At 64.0% G+C, this 19482-nt stretch carries 23 protein-coding genes and 1 pseudogene; 17 read left to right on the top strand and 7 right to left on the bottom strand.

All coding sequences use genetic code 11. The annotated features are described in order from the left end of the window. Window positions 1-127 precede the first annotated feature (127 nt). Both recA and recX read left to right on the top strand, forming a co-directional pair. A complete protein-coding gene (gene recA / locus EUB48_RS00435) occupies window positions 128-1195 on the top strand; it encodes a recombinase RecA (protein WP_142817024.1) in 1068 nt (355 codons plus the stop codon). Window positions 1196-1260: 65 nt separating this feature from the next. Further along, window positions 1261-1710 carry a recombination regulator RecX gene (gene recX, locus EUB48_RS00440; protein WP_142817025.1) on the top strand — a complete coding sequence of 150 codons (450 nt, stop codon included), beginning with the start codon at window positions 1261-1263 and terminating at the stop codon, window positions 1708-1710. Window positions 1711-1837: 127 nt separating this feature from the next. Here recX and argC read toward each other — a convergent pair whose 3' ends face one another. Further along, on the bottom strand, window positions 1838-2782 hold the full coding sequence (gene argC / locus EUB48_RS00445; protein ID WP_142817026.1) for an N-acetyl-gamma-glutamyl-phosphate reductase: 945 nt from the start codon (window positions 2780-2782) through the stop codon (window positions 1838-1840). 160 nt (window positions 2783-2942) lie between these two features. Here argC and sucC point away from each other — a divergent pair, with 160 nt between their 5' ends. The 12 genes from sucC (at window position 2943) to EUB48_RS00505 (ending at window position 13957) form a co-directional block, all read left to right on the top strand. Beyond that, the gene (sucC, locus tag EUB48_RS00450; RefSeq protein WP_142817027.1) at window positions 2943-4112 is read left to right on the top strand and encodes an ADP-forming succinate--CoA ligase subunit beta; all 1170 of its coding nucleotides are present in this window, start codon (window positions 2943-2945) and stop codon (window positions 4110-4112) included. An 11-nt stretch (window positions 4113-4123) separates the two neighbouring features. Further along, the gene (gene sucD, locus EUB48_RS00455) at window positions 4124-5017 is read left to right on the top strand and encodes a succinate--CoA ligase subunit alpha (RefSeq protein WP_142817028.1); all 894 of its coding nucleotides are present in this window, start codon (window positions 4124-4126) and stop codon (window positions 5015-5017) included. Window positions 5018-5152: 135 nt separating this feature from the next. Further along, window positions 5153-5842 (top strand): TerC family protein, encoded by a 690-nt coding sequence (locus EUB48_RS00460; protein WP_142817029.1) that lies wholly within the window; start codon window positions 5153-5155, stop codon window positions 5840-5842. Window positions 5843-6011: 169 nt separating this feature from the next. Next, on the top strand, window positions 6012-6797 hold the full coding sequence (locus EUB48_RS00465) for a Stp1/IreP family PP2C-type Ser/Thr phosphatase (RefSeq protein ID WP_142817030.1): 786 nt from the start codon (window positions 6012-6014) through the stop codon (window positions 6795-6797). A 49-nt stretch (window positions 6798-6846) separates the two neighbouring features. Further along, entirely contained in the window at window positions 6847-7512 is a 666-nt protein-coding gene (locus EUB48_RS00470; protein WP_142817031.1) for an FHA domain-containing protein, read from the top strand. A gap of 204 nt (window positions 7513-7716) precedes the next feature. Next, on the top strand, window positions 7717-8508 hold the full coding sequence (locus EUB48_RS00475) for a 3',5'-cyclic-nucleotide phosphodiesterase (protein ID WP_142817032.1): 792 nt from the start codon (window positions 7717-7719) through the stop codon (window positions 8506-8508). After that, window positions 8505-10925 (top strand): GspE/PulE family protein, encoded by a 2421-nt coding sequence (locus EUB48_RS00480; RefSeq protein ID WP_142817033.1) that lies wholly within the window; start codon window positions 8505-8507, stop codon window positions 10923-10925. Before EUB48_RS00475 ends, EUB48_RS00480 begins: the two co-directional genes overlap by 4 nt. Before the next feature lie 153 nt (window positions 10926-11078). Further along, the gene (locus EUB48_RS00485; RefSeq protein ID WP_142817034.1) at window positions 11079-11600 is read left to right on the top strand and encodes a pilin; all 522 of its coding nucleotides are present in this window, start codon (window positions 11079-11081) and stop codon (window positions 11598-11600) included. A 310-nt stretch (window positions 11601-11910) separates the two neighbouring features. Next, the gene (gene tfpZ, locus EUB48_RS00490) at window positions 11911-12675 is read left to right on the top strand and encodes a TfpX/TfpZ family type IV pilin accessory protein (protein ID WP_142817035.1); all 765 of its coding nucleotides are present in this window, start codon (window positions 11911-11913) and stop codon (window positions 12673-12675) included. Between the two features lie 70 nt (window positions 12676-12745). Continuing rightward, the gene (locus EUB48_RS00495) at window positions 12746-13054 is read left to right on the top strand and encodes a hypothetical protein (protein WP_142817036.1); all 309 of its coding nucleotides are present in this window, start codon (window positions 12746-12748) and stop codon (window positions 13052-13054) included. Window positions 13055-13286: 232 nt separating this feature from the next. Next, the gene (locus EUB48_RS00500; protein ID WP_142817037.1) at window positions 13287-13541 is read left to right on the top strand and encodes a type II toxin-antitoxin system Phd/YefM family antitoxin; all 255 of its coding nucleotides are present in this window, start codon (window positions 13287-13289) and stop codon (window positions 13539-13541) included. Further along, window positions 13538-13957: a type II toxin-antitoxin system VapC family toxin gene (locus EUB48_RS00505; RefSeq protein WP_210411729.1), complete on the top strand. Its 420-nt coding sequence runs from the start codon at window positions 13538-13540 to the stop codon at window positions 13955-13957. Before EUB48_RS00500 ends, EUB48_RS00505 begins: the two co-directional genes overlap by 4 nt. A gap of 102 nt (window positions 13958-14059) precedes the next feature. Here the strand turns inward: EUB48_RS00505 and EUB48_RS00510 are convergent. After that, window positions 14060-14629, bottom strand: a pseudogene (locus EUB48_RS00510) (NAD-dependent epimerase/dehydratase family protein); the annotation flags it as partial. 79 nt (window positions 14630-14708) lie between these two features. Between EUB48_RS00510 and EUB48_RS00515 the strand changes: the two are divergent. Next, a complete protein-coding gene (locus tag EUB48_RS00515) occupies window positions 14709-15005 on the top strand; it encodes a type II toxin-antitoxin system RelE/ParE family toxin (protein ID WP_142817040.1) in 297 nt (98 codons plus the stop codon). Between the two features lies 1 nt (window position 15006). Further along, window positions 15007-15300 carry an addiction module antidote protein gene (locus EUB48_RS00520; protein WP_142817041.1) on the top strand — a complete coding sequence of 98 codons (294 nt, stop codon included), beginning with the start codon at window positions 15007-15009 and terminating at the stop codon, window positions 15298-15300. Window positions 15301-15344: 44 nt separating this feature from the next. On the opposite strand, the gene galE is transcribed toward EUB48_RS00520, so the two are convergent. The 3 genes from galE to EUB48_RS00535 are packed head-to-tail and all read right to left on the bottom strand — an operon-like array spanning window position 15345 to window position 17059. Next, the gene (gene galE, locus EUB48_RS00525; RefSeq protein WP_142817042.1) at window positions 15345-16364 is read right to left on the bottom strand and encodes a UDP-glucose 4-epimerase GalE; all 1020 of its coding nucleotides are present in this window, start codon (window positions 16362-16364) and stop codon (window positions 15345-15347) included. A 33-nt stretch (window positions 16365-16397) separates the two neighbouring features. Next, a complete protein-coding gene (locus EUB48_RS00530; RefSeq protein WP_210411677.1) occupies window positions 16398-16823 on the bottom strand; it encodes a putative toxin-antitoxin system toxin component, PIN family in 426 nt (141 codons plus the stop codon). Next, the gene (locus EUB48_RS00535) at window positions 16820-17059 is read right to left on the bottom strand and encodes a CopG family transcriptional regulator (protein WP_142817044.1); all 240 of its coding nucleotides are present in this window, start codon (window positions 17057-17059) and stop codon (window positions 16820-16822) included. Before EUB48_RS00535 ends, EUB48_RS00530 begins: the two co-directional genes overlap by 4 nt. A gap of 64 nt (window positions 17060-17123) precedes the next feature. Between EUB48_RS00535 and EUB48_RS00540 the strand changes: the two genes are divergently transcribed. Continuing rightward, window positions 17124-18650 carry a PglL family O-oligosaccharyltransferase gene (locus EUB48_RS00540; RefSeq protein WP_142817045.1) on the top strand — a complete coding sequence of 509 codons (1527 nt, stop codon included), beginning with the start codon at window positions 17124-17126 and terminating at the stop codon, window positions 18648-18650. Window position 18651: 1 nt separating this feature from the next. Here EUB48_RS00540 and EUB48_RS00545 read toward each other — a convergent pair whose 3' ends face one another. Both EUB48_RS00545 and EUB48_RS00550 read right to left on the bottom strand, forming a co-directional pair. Next, the gene (locus tag EUB48_RS00545; protein WP_420821464.1) at window positions 18652-18852 is read right to left on the bottom strand and encodes a cyclic pyranopterin monophosphate synthase MoaC; all 201 of its coding nucleotides are present in this window, start codon (window positions 18850-18852) and stop codon (window positions 18652-18654) included. Window positions 18853-19086: 234 nt separating this feature from the next. Then, a complete protein-coding gene (locus EUB48_RS00550) occupies window positions 19087-19470 on the bottom strand; it encodes an ASCH domain-containing protein (RefSeq protein ID WP_142817046.1) in 384 nt (127 codons plus the stop codon). Between the last annotated feature and the right edge of the window lie 12 nt (window positions 19471-19482).

Here is a 19482-nt window from a genome sequence, read left to right on the forward strand (position 1 = left end):
TACTTTATTCAACCCGTCACGTTAAACTACTGTTCAAGCATCCAGCCTGTCGTTAACGACAGAAATCACGGCACTGGACGCCCCGAGCCCAATTGCTCATTAACCGTTGATTTTCAAGGAGTTTCCCATGGATGCACCCGTCAAGGGCCTCGCCCCCACCAGCGAAAAAGCCAAGGCCCTGCAGGTCGCCCTGGCCCAGATCGAGAAGCAGTTCGGCAAGGGCACCATCATGCGGCTGGGCGAAGGCGAGGTGATCGAGGACATCCAGGTGGTCTCCACCGGCTCGCTCGGGCTCGACATTGCGCTGGGCGTCGGCGGCCTGCCGCGCGGCCGGGTGGTGGAAATCTACGGTCCGGAGTCGTCGGGCAAGACCACGCTGACCCTGCAGGTCATCGCCGAGATGCAAAAGCAGGCCGGCACCTGCGCCTTTGTCGATGCCGAGCACGCGCTCGACATCCAGTACGCGCAAAAGCTCGGCGTGAATCTGCAGGACCTGCTGATCAGCCAGCCCGACACCGGCGAGCAGGCGCTCGAGATCGTGGACAGCCTGGTGCGCTCCGGCGCGGTCGACCTGATCGTGGTCGACTCGGTCGCTGCGCTCACGCCCAAGGCCGAACTGGAAGGCGAAATGGGCGACAGCCTGCCCGGCCTGCAGGCGCGCCTGATGAGCCAGGCGCTGCGCAAGCTCACCGCCCACATCAAGAAAACCAACTGCATGGTGATCTTCATCAACCAGATCCGCATGAAGATCGGCGTCATGTTCGGCAGCCCCGAGACCACCACCGGCGGCAACGCGCTCAAGTTCTACGCCTCGGTGCGGCTCGACATCCGGCGCATCGGCACGATCAAGAAGGGCGACGAGGCCATCGGCAACGAAACCCGCGTCAAGGTCGTGAAGAACAAGGTGGCGCCGCCGTTCAAGACCGCCGAGTTCGACATCCTGTTCGGCGAAGGCATCAGTCGCCACGGCGAGATCATCGACATGGGGGTGGAGGCGCGCATCATCGAAAAATCCGGCGCCTGGTACGCCTACAACGGCGAGAAGATCGGCCAGGGCCGCGACAATGCGCGCGAATTCCTGCGCGAGAACGCCGCGCTCTCGGCCGAGATCGAGAACAGGGTGCGCGAGTCGCTGGGCATTCCGCTGCTGGCCGAAGCGGTCGATGCTGCCGTGCCCGAAAAAATCAAGGCTTAAATCAGCCTTTGGCCCATGTCCCACCTGCGCAGGGCGCTCCTGATTTAATAGTATTAAGGGCTTGAATGGCTTTTGCTGCCCCGTCTCTCAAAGGCCGCGCGCTGCGCCTGCTCGGCCAGCGCGAGCATTCGCGCGCCGAGTTGGAGCGCAAGCTGGCCAAATACGAGGAAGAACCCGGCACGCTGGCGCGCGCACTCGACGAGCTCGCGGCGAAGGACTTCATCAGCGAGGCGCGCGTGGTCGAGTCGGTCCTGCACCAGCGCGCGCCGCGCCTGGGCGCGATGCGCGTGCGCCAGGAGCTGGTGCAAAAGGGCATCGCGCCCGAGGCGATTGCCCAGGCCGTCGCTGCCCTGCAGACCACGGAGCTTGAGCGCGCGCACGAAGTCTGGCGGCGCCGCTTCGCCGCGCCGGCGCAGGACGCTGGCGGGCGCGCGAAACAGGCGCGCTTCCTGCTGGCGCGCGGATTCGCGGGCGCCGTCGTGGCCAAAGTGCTGCGCCACGACCTGGACGAATGAATCCCACGGTCGGTGCAGTCCCCGGCCCCTTCGTGGAACACCGCGGAACCGGCTTTGCCGGGCCGCTGGTGTTGCCTCCTGCAAGGGGGAAGGAGCCTACGCGAAGCGAGCAGGCCTGGGGGTGTTCCTACAACCCGAGCATCAGCTTGAGGTTCTGCACCGCGGCGCCGCTCGCGCCCTTGCCCAGGTTGTCCAGCCGCGCCACCAGCACGGCCTGGCGCAACGCTTCGTTTCCGAACACGCGCAGCTCCATCTTGTTGGTGTCGTTGAGCGCCATCGCTTCGAGTTTGGTCGCCTCGCCCACCGGCTCGACCGTGACCCAGTGTTCGCCATTTGCCGCCGGCTCGCTGGCCGCGTAATGCCGCGCCAGCGCGTCGTACAGGTCGGCCGCCTTCGGTTGGCCCGGTAGCTGGTCCAGATGCAGCGGCAACTCGACCAGCATGCCCTGCTTGAAGTTGCCCACCGAGGGCACGAAAATCGGCCGGCGCGTGAGGCCGGTGTACTTCATGATCTCGGGCAGGTGCTTGTGCTGGAGGTTCAGCGCATAGGTCTCGAACAGCGGCGCCTGGCCGCTCTCATAGGCCTCGATCATGCTGCGCCCGCCGCCCGAGTAGCCGCTCACGGAGGGCAGCGTCAGCGGGAAATCCCTGGGGATCAGGCCCGCATCGACCAGCGGGCGAATCAGCGCGATTGCGCCCGTGGCGTAGCAGCCGGGGTTGGCTACGCGCTCGGCGTGCATCACGGCCTCGCGCTGCCCCGCCACCAGTTCCGGAAAACCGAAGACCCATCCCGGGGCCGTGCGGTGCGCCGTCGAGGCGTCAATGATCTTGGGGCCTTTTCGGCCCGTGGCCCTTGCCAGGTCATCGATCATCGCTACGGATTCAATAGCGGCACCGTCGTGCAGGCACAGCACCACCAGGTCCACCGTGCCCATCAGCGCGCGCTTCGCGGCCGGGTCTTTGCGCAATTCGGGGGCGATGCTGACCAGCTCGATCTGCGGCATCTGCTGCAGCCGCTCGCGGATTTGCAGGCCGGTGGTGCCGGCCTCGCCGTCAATAAAGATTCTGGGCATTGGGTGCTCCTGCCAACGTGTTCATGAATACACTGTATGCCCGCGCCGGGTTTGGTGCATTGCAACATGATACAGTTCACAGCTGCCAAGTCCATCGTCCGCTGCGCGGCCATCGCCGCCGTATCCAGGACCAAATCCATCCATTCCTGAGAGAGACCTCATGAAGATTCACGAATACCAAGGCAAGGAAATCTTGCGTCAATTTGGTGTGCCGACGCCGCGCGGCATTCCGGCGTTCACGGTGCAGGAGGCGGTGGAAGCCGCGCAAAAACTGGGCGGCCCGGTGTGGGTAGTGAAGGCCCAGATCCACGCCGGTGGGCGCGGCAAGGGCGGCGGCGTCAAGCTCGCGCGCTCCATCGACGAGGTGAAGAAACTGGCCGGCGAAATCCTCGGCATGCAGCTGGTCACGCACCAGACCAGCCCCGAGGGCCAGAAGGTGCGCCGCCTGTTGATTGAGGATGGCGCCGACATCAAGAAGGAATATTACGTGTCGGCCGTGACCGACCGCGCTTCGCAGCGCGTGGCCATGATGGCCTCGTCCGAGGGTGGCATGGACATCGAGGAAGTGGCGCATGCCACGCCCGAGAAAATCATCAAGGTGTTTGTCGACCCAAGCACGGGCCTGACCGACGCCCAGGCGACCGAACTGGCGAACGGCATTGGCGTGCCGGCCGGCTCGACCGCGAAGGCCGTCGATGTGCTGCAAAAACTCTACAAGTGCTACATGGAGACGGACGCCTCGCTGGTCGAGGTGAATCCGCTGATCCTGGAAGGCAACGGCAACATCAAGGCGCTGGACGCCAAGTTCAACTTCGACGCCAACGCGCTGTTTCGCCATCCCGAAATCGTGGCCTATCGCGACCTCGACGAAGAAGACCCGGCCGAAATCGAGGCCAGCAAGTTCGACCTGGCCTACATCAGCCTGGACGGCAACATCGGCTGCCTGGTGAACGGCGCCGGCCTGGCGATGGCGACGATGGACACCATCAAGCTGTTCGGCGCAGAGCCGGCCAACTTCCTGGACGTGGGCGGCGGCGCTACCCCCGAGAAGGTCACCGAAGCCTTCAAGATCATGCTGAAAAATCCCAAGGTCAAGGCCATTCTGGTCAACATCTTCGGCGGCATCATGAAGTGCGACACCATCGCCACCGGCGTGATCACGGCCTGCAAGGCCACCAACCTCGGCGTGCCGCTGGTGGTGCGCATGAAGGGCACCAACGAAGAGCTGGGCAAGAAGATGCTGGCCGAGTCCGGCCTGCCCATCATCAGCGCCGACACCATGGCCGAAGCGGCGCAAAAAGTGGTGGCTGCGGTTAAAGCTCACGCCTGAAAGGTACGAACATGTCGATCCTCATCAACAAAGACACCAAAGTCATCACCCAGGGCATCACCGGCAAGACCGGCCAGTTCCACACCGGCAAGTGCCAGGAATATGCCAACGGCAAGAACTGCTTCGTCGCGGGCGTGAACCCGAAGAAGGCGGGCGAGTCGATCTTCAACATCCCGATCTACGGTTCGGTCAAGGAAGCCGCGGACAAGACGGGCGCGACGGTGTCGGTGATTTACGTGCCGCCGGCGGGCGCGGCCGCCGCGATCTGGGAGGCCGTCGAGGCCGATCTGGATCTGGCGATCTGCATCACCGAGGGCATCCCGGTGCGCGACATGCTGCTGGTGCGCAACAAGATGCGCGCCAAGGTGGCCGCTGGCGGCAAGGAAACCCTGCTGCTCGGCCCCAACTGCCCGGGCCTGATCACGCCGGACGAAATCAAGATCGGCATCATGCCCGGCCACATCCACCGCAAGGGCCGCATCGGTGTGGTCTCGCGCTCCGGCACGCTGACCTATGAGGCGGTGGCGCAGCTGACCGAAATCGGCCTGGGCCAGTCCAGCGCGGTGGGCATTGGCGGCGACCCGATCAATGGCCTCAAGCACATCGACATCATGCGTCTCTTCAATGACGACCCGGACACCGACGCCGTCATCATGATCGGCGAAATCGGCGGCCCGGACGAAGCCGAAGCCGCGCGCTGGTGCAAGGCCCACATGAAAAAACCCATCGTCGGCTTCATCGCCGGCGTCACCGCTCCCGCGGGCAAGCGCATGGGCCATGCCGGTGCGCTGATCTCGGGTGGCGCCGACACGGCCGAGGCCAAACTCGCGGTCATGGAGGAGTGCGGCTTCAAGGTCACGCGCAATCCGTCCGAGATGGCCAAGCTGCTCAAGGCGCTGCTGTAAGCCGGCAGGCCGTGTTGTAAGCAATATTACGAACCGGCAGGCGGTGATCCGGCCGCTAGACTCCAGACAGGACCAGGAAGCGCCCGAACCGCAAGTGACGGGCGCTTCTTGCATTGACAAGCACTGGAGCACCCCATGGAGTTACTGCAAAGCGCCGATTTCTGGATTGGTTTGATCGAGATCATCTGGATCAACATCATCCTGTCCGGCGATAACGCCGTGGTCATTGCGCTGGCGGCGCGCTCGCTGCCGCCAAAGCAGCAGCAAAAGGCCATCCTGTTCGGCTCGGGCGCAGCGGTCGTGCTGCGCATCGCGCTGACCGTGGTGGCCGCCAAGCTGCTCGCGCTGCCCTATCTGCAAATCGTCGGCGGCTGCCTGCTGCTGTGGATCGGCGTGCAGTTGCTGGGCGACGAGGAAGAGGGCGAAGGCGAGAGCAAGACCTATGGCAGCCTGCTGGCGGCCGTGCGCACCATCCTGATTGCCGACCTCGTGATGAGCCTGGACAACGTCATTGCGGTGGCTGCTGCCGCGCAGGGCAGCATGATCCTGTTGATCCTCGGGTTGGCCATCAGCATTCCGCTGGTGGTGTTCGGTGCGTCCCTGATGGTCAAGCTGATGGCGCGCTTCCCCTTCATCATTACCGTGGGTGCGGCCTTGATCGGCTGGGTGGCCGGCGAGACCATCGTCGGCGATGCGGTCCTGACGGGCGTGTTGGCGGCCGCCCCATGGCTGCATTACGCCGCCTGCGCGGTGGGCGCATTGTTTGTGGTGGGGGTTGGCAAGGCGCTGTCGGCGCGTAGCCATGCCGCGCCCGCCGCCAGCTGAACGCTCGCCGCTTCGGCCGGTGGCGGCACTTTTGCAACAAGTCGCGGGGCCACCCTGTGAAGTTTCTTGTTTGCCGCAAGCGCCTCTGGTAACGTGCTGAAACAAGTATTTGCTGTCTGCATGGTCGCCGCCATGGGACCAGCCGGATGCTGTGACAAAAGGCGGCCCGTTGATTTACCAGTTTTGCGCACATACCGACCCGGGTCTCGTCCGGGGTAACAACGAGGACTCCGTCACGTTCGACGCGTCATCGGGGCTGGCCGTGCTGGCCGACGGCATGGGCGGCTACAACGCGGGCGAAGTCGCCAGCGCCATGGCGACCACGTTCATCCGCTCCGAACTGGGGCGCTGGCTGATCGAGGCTGGCCAACAGGCCGCTGCCCGTGATGTGCGCCGCGCCATGGAGATTTGTGCAGACCACGCCAACCGCGCCATCTTCAACGCAGCCAACGCCAACCCGCAGTACGCGGGCATGGGCACCACGCTGGTGGTGGCTGTGTTCCAGGGCGAGCGCCTCATGCTGGGGCACATCGGCGACTCGCGCTGCTACCGCCTGCGCGAGGGGCTGCTTGAGCGCATCACCCGAGACCACTCGCTCTTGCAGGAGCAGCTCGATGCCGGCCTGATCACGCTCGAGGAGGCGGCCGGCTCGCTGCACAAGAACCTCATCACCCGGGCGCTGGGGGTCGAGGACACCGTCCTGCTCGAGGTCAAAGAGCTTCGCACGGCGCCAGGCGACCTTTACCTCTTGTGTTCGGACGGGCTGTCGGACATGATGGACGAAGAAGACATTGCGGCCATCCTGCGCACGGACGCGGCGCTGCCGCAAATGGCGACACGGTTGATCGACAACGCCAACGCCAACGGGGGGCGCGATAATATTTCAGTGCTGCTCGCCCAGCGCAACGAAAACTTTACAAAACGGGGCTTGATTTCCAGAATGCTGGGAAACTAGCCATTGATCTCAGCGGGCCACACAGCCATTACAGAAACAGGAGCCGGCCATGCCGAAAATGATCGTGTCGATCGACGGTGTCGTCATCAAGGAATTTCAGCTGACCAAGGACCGCACGACGCTGGGCCGGCGGCCGTATAACGACATCGTGATCGACAACCTGGCCGTCAGCGGCGAGCACGCTGCCCTGCAGATGGTGGGCGGCGAGGTTTACCTCGAAGACCTCAACAGCACCAACGGCAGCTACGTCAACGGCAAGTCGATCAAAAAGCAGTTGTTGCAAAACAACGATACGGTCGAAGTGGGCAAGTACAAGATCCGGTTCGTGAACGAAACCGCGGGTGCGGCGCTCGACAAGGCCGCGGCGATGCAGCCGGCAGCGACCGCCGCCGTGATGCCGCCAGCCTCGGCTCCGGCACCTGTTGCGGAGGCTCCCGCCGATTTGGACCTGCGCCCGGGTGCTGCCATCAAGGTGCTGTCGGGCGCAGCGGCCGGGCGCGAGGTGCAACTGGTCAAGGTCGTCACCACCATCGGCAAGCCCGGCGTCGCGGTCGCGGCCATCACCCGACGCCCGATCGGTTTTGTCGTTGCGCACGTCGAAGGCGCCAGCGTGCCGACCCTCAACGGCATTCCCGTCAGCGGCACGCCCGTCGCGCTCAAAAACGGCGACCTGCTGGAGCTGGCCGGCACGCGCATGCAGTTCATGCAGCCCTGAGGCGGAACTGCCCAGGGCGGTCAGGCGCGCCGGCCGGGGGCTTTGCCCCGTACGGGCGGCCCGATTTAAAGCGCATTAATGCCAACAAATACCTTTACCGGCGCCATTCAGAGCGAGTAGCCTTGAACATCTTGCCGCCATTCGATCCCGCAGGGGCTGGCGCAACCCGTTTCAAAACCAGGTAACCACACAGCAAGGGCTTGCATGAAGGTGCGCGTATTGGGCTGCTCCGGCGCCATCGCCAAAGACTGCCGAACCACGTCTTTTCTGATCGATAACGACGTGCTGATCGACGCGGGCACCGGCGTGGGCGACCTCACGCTGGCCGAGATGTACCGCATCGATCACGTGTTCCTGACGCATTCACACCTGGACCACATCGCGGCGCTGCCGCTGATGGTCGATACGGTGGCCTCGCGCCGCAGCACGCCGCTGCAGATTCATGCACTGGCCGGCACCATCAAGGCGCTCAAGACCCACGTGTTCAACGACGTCATCTGGCCCGACTTCACGCGCATTCCCTCGCGGAAGGCCCCGCTCGTCAGCTTTCATGAACTGGCCATGGGCCAGATCCTGTCGATCAACGACAAGCAGATCGAAGCGCTGCCAGCCGCCCACACCGTGCCGGCCGTCGGCTACGCCGCCAGCGCCGGCGGCCGCGCCTGGGTTTTCTCGGGCGACACCGAGCGCAACCCGCCGTTCTGGCAGCGGCTGAACCAGCTCGACGTGGCCCTGCTGATCATCGAGACCGCGTTCAGCAATCGCGAAAAAGAGGTGGCGCTGCGCAGCCTGCACCTGTCGCCGGAGGTGCTGGCCGACGAGTTGCGCGGCATCGCCAAAGGCAAGTGCTACCCCATCTACATCACTCACACCAAACCCGCCGAAACCGAACTGATCATGTCCGAGGTGAAACGCTTCGACCAGACCCAGCCGTTCGGCCCCGGGGTCAGCCACGACATCCGCTGGCTCGCTGCAGGCCAGGAGTTCGAACTGTGAGCGCAGTCTTGCCCCCGGCCGTTGACAAGGACGCCGAGCAGGCGTTTTTCGACTCGCAGCGGCTGCCGCCCGAAAAGCGCGGCGTCACCTTCGAGGTGCTGTTTTTCCGCCAGCTCCAGCAGGTCACCACACGCATTCATGAAACCGAGAACCTCGACCAGATCATGCTCGAGGTCAGTGACGACATCTGCAAGCTGTTCAACGCCGACCGCCTCACGCTGTATGCCGTCAACGAAGACCGCAGCGCCATCGTCTCGCGCTTCAAGACCGGCCTGAACACCACCGGCGCGCTCAAGCTGCCCATCAGTGCGCAAAGCATCGCGGGCTATGTGGCCTTCAGCCAGCAGCGGCTCAACATTGCCGACGTGTACGACGCCGCCGCGCTCAAACGCATCGACCCGCAATTGAGCTTCCTCAAGGAAGTCGACAAACGCTCGGGCTACCGCACCAAGCAGATGCTGGTGGAGCCCATCCTCGATGGCGCCACGCTGTATGGCGTGCTGCAGGTCATCAATAACCACAGCGACGCGCCGTTCGGCGCGCTCGAACTCGAAGGCGCCAAGCAGCTATGCAGGACGCTGGCCACCGCCATCCGCCAGCGCCGGCAAAAGGCACAGGACGCGCGCCGCAGCAACAAGACCACGCCGTACGACGGCCTGGTGGCCGATGGCGTGCTCAGTGACGCCGAGCTCGCGCAATGCATGCAAAAAGCCCGCGAACAAGGGCGCCCGGTGGAGCATGTGCTGGTGGCGGCGTACCACCTCCAGCCGGCCCGGATCGGCGCCTCGCTGGCCCGGTTTTTCGGCGTGCCCTACGAGCCGCTCAGCCCCGGGCGCATCCGCTCCGAGATGCTGCACGGCTCGCTCAAGCGCGAGTTCCTGGAGCAGCAGGGCTGGATTCCGCTTGAAGAATCGCCCGACGGCCTGGTCGTGATGTGCCTGGACCCCGAGGCCGTGCGCGGTTCGCGCGTGGTGCCGCAGGTGTTTCCGCGTGCGCGCAAACTGGCCTGGCGCGTCACCACCCAGACCGAGTTCGACGAGACGCTGGCCCAGCTGTTCGGCAGCGCCAGCGACGAGGGCGGCTCCATCGACCAGTTGCTGGCCGACCTCACGGCGCCCATTGACGACGACGGCACCGAAGACTCGCTGGAGTCCGCCGCCGCCGACAACGAGCTTGTCAAGTTCGTCAACAAGGTCATCATCGACGCCTACAACCAGAAGGTGTCCGACATCCACATTGAGCCCATGCCGGGCAAGGCCAAGACCGGCATCCGCTTTCGCATTGACGGCATCCTGGCGCCCTACATCGAAGTGCCGGCGCACTTTCGCCAGGCCATGGTCACGCGCCTGAAGATCATGTGCGACCTCGACATCTCCGAGCGCCGCAAGCCGCAGGACGGCAAGATCAAGTTCAAGAAATACGGCCCGCTCGACATCGAGCTGCGCGTCGCCACCATTCCCTCCGCCGGCGGCGTTGAAGACGTGGTCATGCGGATCCTGGCCGGCGGCGAGCCCATTGCGCTCGACAAGCTGGGCCTGACACCGCACAACCGGGCACGCCTGGTCAAGACCATCGAAAAACCCTATGGCCTGTTCTATGTCTGCGGCCCCACCGGCTCGGGCAAGACCACCACGCTGCACTCCATCCTCAAGCACCTGAACACGCCCGAGACCAAGATCTGGACCGCCGAGGACCCGGTTGAAATCACGCAAAAAGGCCTGCGCCAGGTCCAGATCAACAAGAAGGCCGGCATCGACTTCGCGCTCATCATGCGCGCCTTCTTGCGCGCCGACCCCGACGTCATCATGGTCGGCGAGTCGCGCGACAAGGAAACGGTGTCCATGGGCGTGGAGGCCTCGCTCACCGGCCACCTGGTGTTCTCCACGCTGCACACCAACTCCGCGCCCGAGTCCATCACGCGGCTGCTCGACATGGGCATGGACCCGTTTAACTTTTCCGATGCGCTGCTCGGCATCCTGGCGCAGCGGCTCGCGCGCAAGCTGTGCGACTGCAAGCAGGCCTACGAGCCCACTTCCGCGGAAATCAACGACTTCATCAAGGAATACGCCGACGAACTGCGCCACACCGTGGCGTGGAAGCTAGATGCCGGCGGCGAGGCGCAAAAGCTGCTGGAGGCCTGGACCGGGCAGTACGGCCAGGACGGCAAGCTCACCTTTTATCGCGCCGTGGGCTGCGACAAATGCAATAAAACCGGCTACAAGGGCCGCGTCGGCCTGCACGAACTGCTGATTGCCGACGACATCCTGAAGAAGCTGGTGCAGGAGCGCGCCCGCGTGTCCGAGATCTTCGCCGCCGCGGTCGAGAGCGGCATGCGCACCCTCAAGATGGACGGCATGGAAAAGATCATGCTGGGCATGACCGACCTGAAACAGGTGCGCTCGGTCTGCATTAAGTGACGAAAATTGTCAGCCCCCTGGTCTGAGTGGGTCAAAAAGCGTCGGCCCGCAGCGGCCAATGCGTGAAAAGGTTCACAAAAAAGCGGGATGAACGCCCTGGCATGCAACCTGCTGTAACTTCTTCGCATTTCAGTTTCAACCAAGGAGTTTTTCATGAAGCGTTCCATGCAAAAGGTTCAAAAGGGTTTCACCCTGATCGAGTTGATGATCGTCGTGGCGATCATCGGTATTTTGGCGGCCGTGGCGTTGCCGGCGTACAAGGATTACACGGTAAAGGCGCGTATGTCAGAAGTGGTTTTGGCTGCGTCGCAGTGCCGCACATCCATCAGTGAGGCCGTGCAAACGATGAGCGTCAGTTCTGTAGGCACTGCAGACGGCTGGGGTTGCGAAGCAAACATCGCAGACACAGCTGGTGCAGGCCCCACGAAAATGGTGCAATCCGTCAGGACCAGTGCGAGTGGCGTGATTACCGTAAAACCGGATGCCACCGCTTTGGGCGTAACACTTGCGCCGGCCACCGACTTCCTCACACTCTCGCCCTTCAAAGACGTGGCTTTGACCACCGCAATTGATGTGAGCGCTGCGAACAAAGACCAAGGTTCGCAAATCGCAGGCTGGAAGTGTCTGGGTTCTACGGCGCTGATCAATAAATACCTGCCTGGCTCCTGCAAGTAATTCTTCTACGCCACATTTGCAAGAAGCCTCCTCGCGGAGGCTTTTTCGTCTCTATGTACCTCGCCACTATCCGCCAATTTTTGGGCTACGCATGCTTGGCAAGAAAATTTGAGCCAGATTCTAAATAGCCCTGATCTACTCAATCAAAGCTGACTCTAGCCCATGACTGTCAAACAATAGCCGCTATTAAAAACGTAGTGATTCGGGGAAATAGGAGCCCAGGCGCCAATCATTTCGCCGGCAGAAGCATGCACGTAAAGCCGATTACCAGGCGCGAGGCGCCCACCCTGAGAAAATACACCCCTCCACCATGCTGGCACGTTTGAACCTCCGCTCCCGCCTGCGCGCCGCGGGCCTGCATCTGCTGGTCTCCGCTGCATTCGCGACCCTGGCCGCGACTCTCGTCTTCGACCTGTGGTACCCCGACGCCTACCGCCTGCTGGCGGGCGGGCGCGATCTGTTCCTTCTGGTCGTGTCGGTGGACGTGGTGCTGGGGCCGCTGCTGACCTTCGCCGTTTTCAATCCGGCCAAGGGCTGGCCGCACCTCAGGCGCGACCTCGCGGTGATCGGCCTGCTGCAACTCGGCGCCCTGCTCTACGGCTTGCATACGGTGTACATCGCGCGCCCCGTCGCACTGGTGTTCGAGGTGGATCGCCTGCGCGTCGTCGCGGCGGACGCCGTGTACACGCCCGAACTGCCCCAGGCGCTGCCGCAATATCGCAGCCTGCCACTCACCGGGCCGTGGCTGCTCGCCGCGCGGGCGGCGCGCCCCGGTGAGGAGCGCAACCAGGCCTTGTTCATGGCATTGGGTGGTGCCGACACGGGACAGCGGCCGCTGTTCTGGCAGCCGTACAGCGAGGCGCGGGACCGGGTGCTGGCCCGGTCCAGGCCGGTGGCCGTGCTGCTGGCGCACGACCCGGCCCACAGCGCCGACCTTGCCACGCGCTTGCGCGCATTCAAGCTCGACCCGCAGCAGGCTCGGTTCCTGCCGGTGATCGCGCGCGGCGACTGGGTCGCGCTGTTGCGCCCGAATGGCGAGGTGGCGGGTTTCGCGCCTTATGACGGGTTTTTTTGAGGGGCGATGGGGGCCGTCGAGGGGGCTTTCGCCGGCAGGCGGGCGGTTGTTGCGCGTGCCGCGTTGGGCCATGCTGTCGTTCACTGCGCTGCTCGGCGTGGTGTTTGTGGGCGTGGCCACGGATTACCTCAAGGCCGAGGACAACTACCGTACCCTGTGCATGGAGTCGGCGCGCATTGGCGTGGACCGCATCGTGACGCCGGTGCTCTTCCGCTATGCGCTGGCGGCCGGCCTGAATGGCCAGCCCGAGGTCGCGCGCGACACGCTGGCACGTATTTGCCGCATTCACGAGCCCAAGCGCTGTGTGGAGGCGCGTGAGGGCTGGGCGGCGCTGCAGGTTCGCTATCCACAATTGGCGGGGGTGGCTGCGCCGGAATAAATGGGGGCAAGAGGGAGGCGCGGGTACGACAGTTCGAGCGGCCACAATCTGCACGCTCTTGTTTTGATAGCTTATCGTGAAGACCGCATAAGGGCTTGACCCGTTTTATTTACCTGCTACGAGCCAGAAAGCCGCGCGATCCCGCGGCAACTATGGTGCCCGAGCCGGCTTGTCTTTCCCGGAATAATGTAGTAACATGACTACATAAAGTATTCATTAATGAGGTGCTGTCATGACCATCACAACCTTATCAAGCCGGGAGTTCAACCAGGCCGCAAGCGAGGCAAAAAAGGCAGCCAACAAGGGGCCTGTGTTCATCACAGACCGGGGCCGGCCAGCCCATGTGCTGATGAGCATGGCGCTTTATCAGCGCCTGACCGGCAGCCGCCAGAAGATTGCCGACTTGTTGGCCATGCCGGGCATTGAGGATGTTGAACTTGAGATTCCCCGTTTGCGTGACCTCGCACAGCCTGCGGACCTTTCCTGATGTTTGTTCTCGACACCAACGTCGTGTCCGAGCTGCGCAAAATTCGCTCGGGACGCGCCGATGCGAACGTGGCGAAGTGGGCCGACAGCGTGGAGTCTGTGGACCTGTACTTGTCCGTCATCACGGTGCAGGAGCTGGAAATCGGCGTGCTGCTGGCAGAGCGCCGCGACCCGGCGCAGGGCGCGGTGTTTCGGGCATGGCTCGACAGCCATGTTTTGCCCGCGTTCGCCGGCCGTATCCTGCCCGTTGATACGGCCGTGGCACAGCGCAGCGCGAAGCTTCATGTACCTGATCCGCGCCCTGTCCGGGATTGCCTGATCGCTGCAACCGCGCTTGTGCATGGCATGACCGTCGTCACCCGCAACGTTGCCGATTTTGAGCCGTGCGGTGTGCTGCTGCTCAATCCTTGGGAGTAACGGAATAACTTGAGGCGATGGGGCGGGCTGGACGGCTTGCGGGTGGCTCGCTGGATGAGCCGCAGCTGGCGAACGGGTTCCGGCAACGGATCGTTTGGGGTATCAGGAATACCCCGCAGGATTCATCGCCTGCCAGCGCCAGGCGTCCTCGCACATGCGCACCAGGTCGTGCTCGGCCTGCCAGCCCAAGAGCGTGCGCGCCAGCGTGGTGTCGGCCCAGCAGGCGGCTACGTCGCCGGCGCGGCGCGCCACGTGGCGATGCGCGATGGGGCGTCCGGCCACGCGCGCAAAGGTGTCGACCAGTTGCTGCACGCTGACGCCGGAGCCGGTGCCCAGGTTCACGGTGATGGAGGACTGCTGCTTTGCCAGGTGGTCGAGCGCCGCCAGATGGCCGCGCGCCAGGTCCATCACGTGGATATAGTCGCGCACGCCGGTGCCGTCCGGCGTCGGGTAGTCGTTGCCGAAGATGCTTAAGGTTTCGCGCTGGCCCACGGCGACCTGGGTGACGTAGGGCATGAGGTTGTTGGGCACGCCGCTGGGCGCCTCGCCGATGAGGCCGCTCACGTGCGCGCCGACCGGGTTGAAGTAGCGCAGGATCGCGACCTGCCAGTGCGGATCAGCGCGCTGCAGGTCGCGCAGCATGTCTTCGCAGACGAGTTTGGTGCGGCCGTACAGTAATTGGGGTCAGATTCCAATTGTTTCATCTTGGTGTGATTGACATTGAGTAGTCTATAAACTACGATATGCCTCGATGATCGAGATAAAACAAACGGAAATATTCAGGAAGTGGCGAACCCGACTCAAGGACGAACGGGCGCGCATCTTGATTGCATCCCGTCTGGACCGCCTCGCCTTTGGTCTTGCGGGCGATGCGGAACCCGTGGGGCAGGGAGTCAGCGAATTGCGTATCCACCATGGCCCCGGATACCGCATCTACTTCCAGAAACGGGGAAGCACGATCATTGTCCTGCTGTGCGGCGGTGACAAAAGCACGCAGGCGAAGGACATCAAAATTGCGAAGCGTCTGGCGGATGAATGGAGCGAATGAAATGACTGAAAAACTGACCACCTATGATCCCGCCGAGGATTTGACCTCTGACGAAGCGATGGCGCTCTTCATGGCCGAGGCGTTCCAGACGAATGACGCCGGCTACATCGCGCATGCGTTGGGGGTCGTCGCCCGGGCCAAAGGAATGACGCAAATTGCGGGGCAAACCGGGCTTTCCCGCGAGCAGCTTTACCGCTCCTTCAGCGAGAACGGCAATCCAACCCTGAAGACAACCTTGGCGGTCATGAAGGCCCTGGGCATCGAGCTGACTGCCAAAGTTCCGGCTGCCGCATAGATCAGCTCGCCCAGTAATTGGCAGTAATTGGGGTCAGACTCCAATTAACTTCCATACCCCGCAGGATTCATCGCCTGCCAGCGCCAGGCGTCTTCGCACATGCGCACCAGGTCGTGCTCGGCCTGCCAGCCCAAGAGCGTGCGCGCCAGCGTGGTGTCGGCCCAGCAGGCGGCCACGTCGCCGGGGCGGCGCGCCACATAGCGGTGCGCAATGGGGCGTCCCGTCACGCGCGCAAAGGTGTCGACCAGTTGCTGCACGCTGACGCCGGAGCCGGTGCCCAGGTTCACCGTGATGGACCGCTGCCCGCGCGCCAGATACTCCAGCGCCGCCAGGTGCCCGCGCGCCAGATCCATCACGTGGATGTAGTCGCGCACGCCGGTGCCATCCGGCGTGGGGTAGTCATTGCCGAAGACGCTCAGGAACTCGCGCTGGCCCACGGCGACCTGGGTGATGTAGGGCATGAGGTTGTTGGGCGCGCCGCTGGGCGCCTCGCCGATCAGGCCGCTGGCGTGCGCGCCGACGGGGTTGAAGTAGCGCAGGATCGCGACCTGCCAGCGCGGGTCGGCCGCGAGCAGGTCGCGCAGCATGTCCTCGCAGACGAGCTTGGTGCGGCCGTAAGGGTTGGTGGCGCTCAGCGGCGCGGTCTCGGGAATCGGCACCTGCTGCGGCTCGCCGTACACGGTGGCCGATGAGCTGAACACCAGACGGCGCAGATTAGCGCGCTCCATCGCCTGCAGCAGGCTGACGGTGCCCCCGACGTTGTTGTCGAAGTAGCGCAGCGGCTGCGCCACCGACTCGCCCACGGCCTTGAGGCCGGCAAAGTGGATCACGCTGGCCACGGAATGCCGCACGAAGACGCCGTCCAGCGCGGCGCCGTCGCGCACGTCGGCCTGCACGAACTCGAAGGCATCGCCGCACAACTGGCGCAGCCGCTCCAGCACGCGCACGCTGCTGTTGCTCAGGTTGTCGACGATGACGACCTTGTGCCCCGCCTCCATGAGCGTGACGGCGGTGTGCGAGCCGATGTAGCCGGCGCCGCCGGTGATGAGGATGGGAGGTGTCATGGGCGTTGTTTTCATCAATTCCATAAATCCGGATCAATGCTGCAGCCGGGCGGCAAAGGTCTCTGGCGAGATCACCCGTTGCGGCCCAGCCTTGTCTTGCAGCAGCAGTTTGTCGCCGGTCACCAGCACCAGGTCGGCCCGGCTGGCGAGCAGGTCCCAGAGAAACTGGTCGCCCGGGTCCGGGGCCTGGGGCGCGGTGCCGGCGGGGGGCAGCACGATGGCGTGCCGGGCCAGGTCGGCCAGGATGGTGTCGACCTCCGCTTCCGACAGTCCATGGAGCCGGCACAGCTTGGGCCGCAGCAGCACCGCACGGTACTCCGCCAGCAGCGCTTCGGAGACCACGAAGGCGAACGTCGCAGCCAGCATGCCGTCGAGGATGCGGGCCACGGGCGAATCGGCGCGCGCGGTGAGCAGGCCGGCAACGACCACATTCGTGTCGATGATGGCAAATTCGCTCACGATGCGCGGCGCGACGCGCGCACTTCATCTTGTGCGAGGGTGAGCGCCTGCTCTTCGCTCAACTGGCTGTGCGTACGAGCACGGCGCACCAGATCGAGTGCCTGTTCGCGCGACTTGATGCCATAGAAGTCGAGACTTTCGTCGATCAACTGGCCGATGGTTTTGTCGCGCTGGGCGGCGGCTTCCTTCAATGCCCGATAGCGGGATTCCGAGAGTGTGATGGTGAGGCGGCTCATGTACAATTCTCGCATTGGTGTTAAAGCACCAATATGATAGCATGCAACCTGACCACAATGCTCGATGCAATCCATCCCGATTTTTTTCCTGATCGCCCTGCCCTGGCTCAATCCGTTTGCGCCCGGCCCGTCGCCGGCCGCGGTGCCGTTGCTGTTCTCGTGGGCCTGTGCCGCGGGTTTGCTGGTGCTGTGCAGCCGCCTCTCGAGCCGGGACTTTTGCGGGCGCCTGGTCACTACCGCCGCCTGGGCCTGGGTGGCGGCCGGCCTGGTCAGCAGCGTCATGGGGCTGTGCCAATACTTCGGCGCGGGCGCCAGCCTGCTGCCGTGGGTGAACCAGACCGAGCTGGGCGAGGCCTTTGCCAACCTGCGCCAGCGCAACCAGTTTGCGACATTGACCAACATGGCGCTGGCCGCGCTGCTTTGGCTGGTGGCAACGGGGCGTTTCGGTGCGCGCCGCGCGGGGCTGGCGTGGGGGGCGTGGATCGCGGCGGCGCTGCTGATGGCGGGCAACGCGGCGTCATCGTCGCGCACCGGGCTGCTGCAACTGGTGTTGCTGTGCGCGCTGGCCTGGCTGTGGGGCGGCTGGCGCCAGCCGGCCCTGCGCCGCGTCCTGTTGGCGGCCGTGCTGGCCTATGCGTTGGCCGCGGTGCTCCTGCCATGGCTGGCCGGCTTCGGGCTGTTCGGACACGACGCGCTTGCGCGCCTGCGCGCCGGCGACGAGCTTTGCGCCAGCCGCCTCACGCTCTGGTCCAACGTGCTGCAGCTGATCGCGCAGCACCCGTGGCTCGGCTGGGGCTGGGGCCAGCTCGCCTACGCGCACTACATCACTTTGTTCGACGGCCCGCGTTTTTGCGCCATCCTGGACAACGCGCACAACCTGCCGCTGCAACTGGCGGTGACGCTCGGCATCCCGGCGGCGCTGCTCGTCTGCGGTGGCTTTGTGTGGTGGGCGTGGCGGCAGCGGCCCTGGGCTGAGGCCGACCCGACGCGTCGCATGGCGTGGGCGATTCTGGCGGTGATCGGGCTGCACAGCCTGCTCGAATACCCGCTGTGGTACGGGCCGTTCCAGATCGCGTTCGGCCTGTGCCTGGCGTGGCTGTGGCTGACGGGGGCGCGCCGGAATGTGGCGTCAAATCGGCCTGTAGCCCTTGGTGTATCAGCACAAGTAGCTATTGTTTCAGTAGCGATCACGGCATTGGCGGGGGTGCTGTACGCGGCCTGGGACTATCACCGCGTGAGCCAGATCTACCTCGCCCCCGAGCAGCGCGACGCCCCCTACCGCGGCGACACGCTGGCCAAGGTGCGCGACTCAATGCTGTTCAGGAACCCCGCGCGTTTTGCCGAACTCACCATCACCGAGCTGACACCGGGCAATGCGGCGCAGATGCGCGCGCTGGCCGGCCGCTTGCTGCACTACTCACCCGAGCCGCGCGTGATCGAAAAACTGATAGCGGCCGACGTGCTGCTCGGCCGCGATGAGGACGCGCAGTTCCATCTGGCGCGTTTTCGGGCGGCGTTTCCCAAAGACTATGCGCAGTGGACGGCGGACGATGCCCGCCTGCCGCAAAAGCTGCGGGCTTTGGTACCGTGAGCTACGGATTGACGAAACTGCCCGACTTGCCGCCGTGCTTTTCCAGCACACGCACGTCGGTCATGGTCATGCCGCGATCCACCGCCTTGACCATGTCGTAGATGGTCAGCAGCGCGACCTGCACGGCGGTCAAGGCTTCCATGGAAACCGTTGACTGGCGCGGGTTTGCGGCCTTCTCACGATTTTGAGCGTCCCACCGAATCGAATCAAAAACTTCAATCTTGTCCAACGCAGTTGGACAGAATTTGGACAGAAACCGAATGCTTCTGACCTGGTTTTTATTGTAGTCGCTCAAGGCGCGCTCAGGTCGGAGCCGGCGTGGCACATATATGCGCTCTTAGCGTTGGCCAACGTGCTCCCGCACCTATCACCCGGCCGGATCGACTTGAACGCGTCGCGTGCCCGCACGTCACTCTGGCCAAGAGGCCCGCCGGAGCTATATCGCCAATTGCGCCACCACGGCGGGCTGCAGATTTACCCAGATCACGGCGCCATTCGGATGCTCATAGGGAATCGGCGTTGTTAGTGGTCTGGGGTTTTTCAGGACCCACGCGTGCTTGTATTTGGCGACCTCGCCATTCTTGATTCGCTCGGCGGTGACCATGTGCCGGGTCGTGTTCTCCAGCATTTGAGGTTCTGTCAATGGACCCAGGCTGTCGGCAATTTCGACCACGCCGACGACCGTGCCAGACCCCTTGCGGATGAGCGCAATCGGACCTCGGACCTTCGTTGCCGTGCTGCGAAGCTCCCAGGACTTCTGCCCGGCGAGGATGCGGTCGATGTGAGGTGTATCTATGATCAATGCTTTTGTGATTTCCATGTGGTTGCTTTC

The sequence above is a fragment of the Rhodoferax sediminis genome (assembly GCF_006970865.1).
In the GTDB taxonomy this organism is placed as follows: domain Bacteria; phylum Pseudomonadota; class Gammaproteobacteria; order Burkholderiales; family Burkholderiaceae_C; genus Rhodoferax_A; species Rhodoferax_A sediminis.